This is a genomic window from Silvanigrella sp. (assembly GCF_044369315.1).
Classification (GTDB): domain Bacteria; phylum Bdellovibrionota_B; class Oligoflexia; order Silvanigrellales; family Silvanigrellaceae; genus Silvanigrella.
In genome coordinates this window covers 1-6,209 of the sequence record NZ_JBIPMD010000198.1, presented here as the reverse complement: position 1 = coordinate 6,209, position 6,209 = coordinate 1, and the positions used below count along the sequence as shown (strand labels likewise).

Here is a 6,209-nt window from a genome sequence, read left to right as displayed (position 1 = left end):
TTTGACAAAGCATTATCCATGGTGTTTTGCCATACCGATGATGTTCTTATAAAAGCACTAGGGTTGGATAATTGTGATAAAACGTCCTCCGATTCAATAATGCCCGCAAATAAATTTTGATATACATAATACATATACTCAGAAAGATCTGTGCTTGTACCAAAGAATCTTTTAAATCCCATTTTAAAAATTTGACTTGGCGGCGTTGGTGTCGCTTTATATACATATTTTGGAATCTCATTATCACTATTTGGAGAAGCAAAAGTTTCATATGAAATGAAATTAAATGTAACAGAGTATAATAATAAAGTAACAATTTTCATTGATCTAAAACTCCATTATGTGAAAGAAGGACTGTAACAAAATAAAAATAAAATAATTAAACATGAGGATCAAGTTAAAATTTAAAGATTTTAATTCAATTAATAAATTGGTATAAAAATCTATTTTAAATTTAAAAAAAGGAAAATAAATTTAAAAAATAATTTGGTAATCTAATTTTTATTTAAGAAGTTTTTAATAGATTAAATTTAAAGGAGTGTGCAAGTTTTTTATATTTTAATTACTTTAATATTAAAATAACATAGTACGCCTCGAGCACTCGTTTTTGATACAAATGCCATTTTGACTATCATAGTATTCATTTCTTTTACTCATCTGAGATGAACTTTATTGTATTCATTTGATGTTTAATAATTATTTATGTTATACTTTATTTTTTTTATTCCTTAAAACAGGAACCACAATAAACTTATTAAGAAAGCCTGATTAAATGTCTCTATCAATTTTTAAATCAGAAGAACCTTATAACTTTTATGAGGAAAGTGGATTAAGTATTATAAAAAATGCAATTAAGGATAAACTTTTTCTAAAATCAACAAAAAACTCTATGGATCTTTTTTTAAGAGGAAGAGATATCATTTCTGTTTACCCACAGACTCATGGAACTCACGAGCCCCATATAATCAATTTGATTTCAAATTTATCTGCTATTGGGTTTTCTGATTTTTTGATAGATATTGGAGCAAATATTGGTTTGACTTCTTGTCAAAGTGGCAAGAACTTTAAAGAAGTACATATGTTCGAACCAAACCCATATTGTTGCAAAATTCTTGAAGTAAACTCAAAAATAGCACTGAACAAAACAAACTATAAAATTTATGAATTTGGCTTAGGCGATCAAAATATAAAGTCTGTCTTGACCGTACCCATAAATAATTGGGGTGGAGCGTTCATTAAAGATGAAAGCAATTCATACGATGAAGCGACTTTACTTAAAAAAGATGGATTTGAAGTTTATGATGAATCTAATTATTTTAATGTAGAAATAGAAGTTAAAAACACAGTTGATATTTTGCCTCAAATTTTCAAAAATTTTGAAAATAAAAATTATACTTCTGGGATAATCAAATTAGATGCGGAAGGATTTGAAACTACCATTTTAAAAAGTTTTTCTAAAGTTTTACCAAATAATATTAAATTATTTATTATTTTTGAATCTTGGGATAAGAACTTTGATATGAATGAAATTTTAAATTTGTTTCATGGCAGAGCAAAAGCTTATAAAATTAAAAGAATAGTTCCATGGAAAAATAAGTTTGACAAGCTCTTCAAAATTATCTTTAGGTTATCAAAAATTAAAATAAAATATGAATTAATTTCAAATAAATCTAATGAATGGAATGGCGATATTGTTATTTATATTGATTAAAAAGTTTTAATGTAGCTTTTAAATTTAATATTTTGTTACTTCTGGAAATAATTCGGATGCTTTGTAAGAACTTCTTACTAAAGGTCCTGAAGCAACAGCTTTAAAACCCATTTTTTTAGCAACTTGTTTCCAAAATTCAAATTCATCGGGATGCACAAAACGTTTTACTGTTAAGTGTTTAGGAGTCGGTTGAAGATATTGACCAATTGTAATAATTTCGACACCGACCTTGCGAAGGTCGTGCATAGATTCTTCTACTTCATCGAATGTTTCCCCTAGTCCAAGCATAATCGCGCTTTTGGTAAACATTCCTTTTGGGCCTATTTTTAAAGCATTAGCCAAAACAGTTAAACTTTGATCATATTTTGCGCGGGCATCACGGACACGAGGACTTAAGCGACGCACAGTTTCAATATTATGTGCGAAAACATCGAGACCTCTTCCTGCATGAACAATTTCTTGGATAGAGGACTCTTGTCCACGAAAGTCACCTGCTAAAATTTCAACTCTCGTATTAGGATTTTCTTTATGAATGGATTCAATTGTTTTGGAAATATGATGAGAGCCTCCGTCAGGGAGATCGTCTCTATCCACCATTGTAATGACAGCGTAACTTAAATTCATGGTCTTAATGCTTTCTGCCACTTTAAAAGGCTCTTCGGCATCAAGCAGTCCAGCAGGGTTTCCAGTTTTAATATGACAAAAACGACAACCTCTAGTGCAGACATCACCCATAATCATAAATGTAGCTGTTCCTGTATTCCAACAAGCAGAAATATTAGGGCAGCGCGCTTCTTCACAAACAGTATAAAGTTTTTTTTCTCTTAAATCTTTTTTAATACTATATAAAACATCACCACCTGTAAGACCTACTTTTAACCAATTCGGTTTTAAAGGACGACCCGTTCTTGGATTGTATTCAGGTTCTACAGATAAAGCTGCAAGTTTATGATAAACCTCTTCACGATTTTCAATCACAGATTGAAATTTTTGTTTGATGTTTTGATTGGTTATATTTTCCACCTGCATGTTTGCACTCCCTAAAAGACTTATGGCACATTCGGTCATGGCGATAACTGTTTATCCCTAACAGTGCGTTAAAAATTATGCAAATTCCAAGAGGTATTCAACACAATGTCGCGAATTTCTAGCTTAGAAGTCCAGCTTAGTAACGTAAAATCATTATTAAGGACAATGTGTGATGCTGTAAATACAGGGTTGGTTACTCTCATACAGCATTTTGAACATCCCAATCCAAACCGGTTAATTAAAATAGTCGTTCTTGATTCCGAAATAGATAACCTTGAACGTGCCATAGATACATCTATTTTACAAATATTAGCTACGCAACAACCTTTAGGTTATGAACTCCGGTTAGCTTATGCCTGCGCAAAAATTGCACACCATATTGAGCGTATTGGAGATGCTGTAGAAAGTTTAGCAAGGCAACTCGTAAATGGAGATATTCCAGATCAAAAAGAGATTTTTTTAGAAATGTTAAATGATTCAAAAGATCTCTTTGAAAGATCCTACACGGCCATGTTTGAGGGAGATTTATCCTTAATTCAAGAAATTCATTTGTTAGATGATAAAGTTGACTTTAAACAAAGAGAACTCTATCACATAGCAAAAAAAATCTTAAAAAAAGAAAGTAAAGGTAACATAGATAAAGCATTAAGAATTATTAGCATGAGTGCTAAAATAGAAAAAATTGCAGATCTTTGTTGCAATTGGGCGGAACAAATTGATTTAGCTGAAAATGGAATGGTTCGTAGAAAAATTCAAAAAAGAAAATACCGTTTGGTTTTTATGGATAATGTTGGAGGTATTAATGCTAGTATTGCAGCTTCTTTTTTGTATCAAAATGTAAAAGATATTGTCGATCTGTCTGTTGTTGCAAGTCAGCCAATTAAAACAAATAACATTCTTAATTTTACAAATTTACTTTCTGAATATGAGATCACACCGCAAATTTTTCCTATTGCTCGAATTACATCCATGAATTGGAATAAATCATTAATGTTAATTATATTAGGAGATTTTGAATTACCAAAAGAAGAACTAGAAGTTGTTCCCTATAAAACTGTCCAAATAATTTGGAATGAAATTAATTTTGAACCAAATGAAATAGAATCCGATCCAAAAAAATTTAAAGAATTTGTAAATTCACTTCTAATTAGAACAAATCATCTCGCTCAAATAATTGCTAGAACGCAAGAACAAAATGAATAACTATTTTTATGACGGGGGGGGGATTTTTTGCAAAAAAATCTCTAATAAATACAGTAATAAAGTATTTGACACGTCAAAATTTCACTTTCTGACAATTTTCAGACTGCTATAAGTAAACATCTTTCATGTAAGCTACAAGAAATGACATATATTTACCTGTAAATATTTTTAGGGGAAAAGATTGTTGAAGAAAAATTTCTTCACATATTCATTCTTTACATTTCTTACGGCAGTCAATTTCAATTATGACTCCATTCCTGTTTATGCTCAAAGTTCAAAAATAAAAAAAGAAAATAAATTATCTCCGTCAATTATAGGAGAAGATAGTTATCGTTTGGTTTTTGAATTAAATCAACCAAGAAGGTATGCGACAAGATTTATTAAAGAAACAAGAACATTACAAATTAGAATCATTCCAGCAAGATCAAGCGAGTTCAATGCAACTTCTTTTTATGATACAAGATATGTAAAAAGAGTTTTAATTCATGAAGATAAATCAGAAGTTATAATAGATATTCAACTAAAAAATATTCCAATTGGTTGGGTTGTCGCTACTCAAAATAAACCTTGGAGAATTCTAATCGATTTTTGGAGAACAGAACCCGAAGAAAAAAATTTAGAAGCCGATTGGAATTGGCAACCAGATTATATTGAAGGAATGAGCAAAGAATCTGTAAAAGAGGGTATGCCTTCAGCACAAATTATAGAGACAAATAAATTAGATGAGAATAAAAATAAAACGATTACAAATTTAAGTCCTATAATAAAAACGGATGCAAAAGAAACCAATAAGTTAACATTACAAGATGATAAAAAAAATACAGTAATTTTAACTAATAAAACTAACCAAACAATAAACAAAAATGGATTTCCTGAAATTTATGGAAGATTAGAAAAATTTATTCCAATGCCTGAGGGAAAATCAGCTCAATTGCAAATGCAAATGGGAGCTGCTTTTGGAACAAAAGACGAAGTTGAAATTGGAAAAAAATTAGCGGAAGAGTTTTATAAGAGTGGGAATGAAGCACAATCCCTTTCTATTTTTAGAAGACTTGCTGCGTTGTCAGAAAAAGGAATTAAATCGGATCCAAAGTTTTTATGGTTTGCAGGAGAATCCGCATATTTAACTCATAATTTTAGTTTAGCTAATGACTATTTAAGATCTATAATATTAAATTATCCTGGAAGTTATTATTCAAGTTTAGCAAAACTTAGAATTATAGATATAGATGAATTACAAAACTCAAAAGAAAAAGGATTTGGTAAAACGAGATTTCAAAATGCAGAAATATATTCTGAAATGGCATTATCAGAAAATTCTCCTAAAATAGTAAAAATTGCAGCGACACTTCGTGTTTTAAATCAAATTGTGAATGAAAATCCGAGTTCGGCAAAATCATACCAGCAAAATCTCGACGCATGTGTCGTAGATAGCAGTGTTCCATTTGATTTGATGAAAAATTGTGCATATGATCGAACTAGAGCATTAATTGAAAATGAAACTATAAACAGTTCTGATGCTGCGGTTCAGCAATTTAAAAAATTGGCACCGGGTGATAATCGAGCATTAGACTTAGAAAAAATTGTTTCTAGTAGAGTAAAAGAGCTTTTGAAAAAAACAGCTCAAACGAAACAATGGGAAGATTGGATTGCTTTTGAAAAAAAGGCGAGACCTTCTTTATTAGAATTTACCTTTGCAGATGGTGATGCTTTATTTACGAGAGCAGAAGCCTTTGAAGCTGTAGGGGAAAATCTAAAGTCAGCGCAACTATATGGTGCGTTTTGGCAAGCATCAAATGATCAAAAAAAGAAAAATGAAGCAGCCGCATTGGCGGCAAGACTCCTGTATCGAAGTAATAAACCTTCGGAGGCAGACGACTTTTTGCGCCGAATTGAACAGGACAGCAAGAGAAAAACAGAAGGTCTTACAGATCGATCTGTTACCTCTTTAAGGGAACTATCAGTAGCTCCCTACCGTAACAAGACAGCGTTACGTTTACTTTTAGATGAGATGAAACTTGGTCGTTATGTTGAACGCGACTTGCCAACTCTGGCTGAATGGGCTCAAAGGCTGCGTGGAACTCCTGATGTAGAACCACTTTATGCGAAAATACTCGCATATCCTGCAAAGTCTTTAGATGAAACTCAGACAGTTGAATCGTCAATCATGCAATACGCAGAAGATTTACGGGATTCAGGCAGGTTTGCAAATTCGGGAGATATGTTTCTTGCTGTTGCTAATTTAGCACAGGGGGCGCATCGAGCC

Annotated in this window: 5 protein-coding genes; 3 read left to right on the top strand and 2 right to left on the bottom strand. The window is 31.5% G+C overall.

The features are described 5' to 3' along the window. Positions 1–323, bottom strand: a 323-nt coding sequence (locus ACIQ56_RS13395) for a hypothetical protein (RefSeq protein ID WP_397601552.1), incomplete at its 3' end; no start/stop codon positions are given. A 449-nt stretch (positions 324–772) separates the two neighbouring features. On the opposite strand from ACIQ56_RS13395, the gene ACIQ56_RS13390 reads away from it, so the two are divergent. Beyond that, on the top strand, positions 773–1,711 hold the full coding sequence (locus ACIQ56_RS13390) for an FkbM family methyltransferase (RefSeq protein ID WP_397601551.1): 939 nt from the start codon (positions 773–775) through the stop codon (positions 1,709–1,711). A 24-nt stretch (positions 1,712–1,735) separates the two neighbouring features. Here the strand turns inward: ACIQ56_RS13390 and lipA are convergent, their stop codons facing one another. Beyond that, positions 1,736–2,740: a lipoyl synthase gene (lipA, locus tag ACIQ56_RS13385; RefSeq protein ID WP_397601550.1), complete on the bottom strand. Its 1,005-nt coding sequence runs from the start codon at positions 2,738–2,740 to the stop codon at positions 1,736–1,738. Between the two features lie 105 nt (positions 2,741–2,845). On the opposite strand from lipA, the gene ACIQ56_RS13380 reads away from it, so the two are divergent. Further along, positions 2,846–3,943: a phosphate signaling complex PhoU family protein gene (locus ACIQ56_RS13380; protein WP_397601549.1), complete on the top strand. Its 1,098-nt coding sequence runs from the start codon at positions 2,846–2,848 to the stop codon at positions 3,941–3,943. Between the two features lie 181 nt (positions 3,944–4,124). Further along, positions 4,125–6,209, top strand: a 2,085-nt coding sequence (locus tag ACIQ56_RS13375) for a tol-pal system YbgF family protein (RefSeq protein WP_397601548.1), incomplete at its 3' end; no start/stop codon positions are given.

Excerpts from the sequence above, each read along its gene's own strand:
- lipA (WP_397601550.1), bottom strand. The coding sequence starts at position 2,740 with ATGCAGGTGGAAAATATAACCAATCAAAACATCAAACAAAAATTTCAA.
- ACIQ56_RS13380 (WP_397601549.1), top strand. The coding sequence starts at position 2,846 with ATGTCGCGAATTTCTAGCTTAGAAGTCCAGCTTAGTAACGTAAAATCA.
- ACIQ56_RS13390 (WP_397601551.1), top strand. The coding sequence starts at position 773 with ATGTCTCTATCAATTTTTAAATCAGAAGAACCTTATAACTTTTATGAG.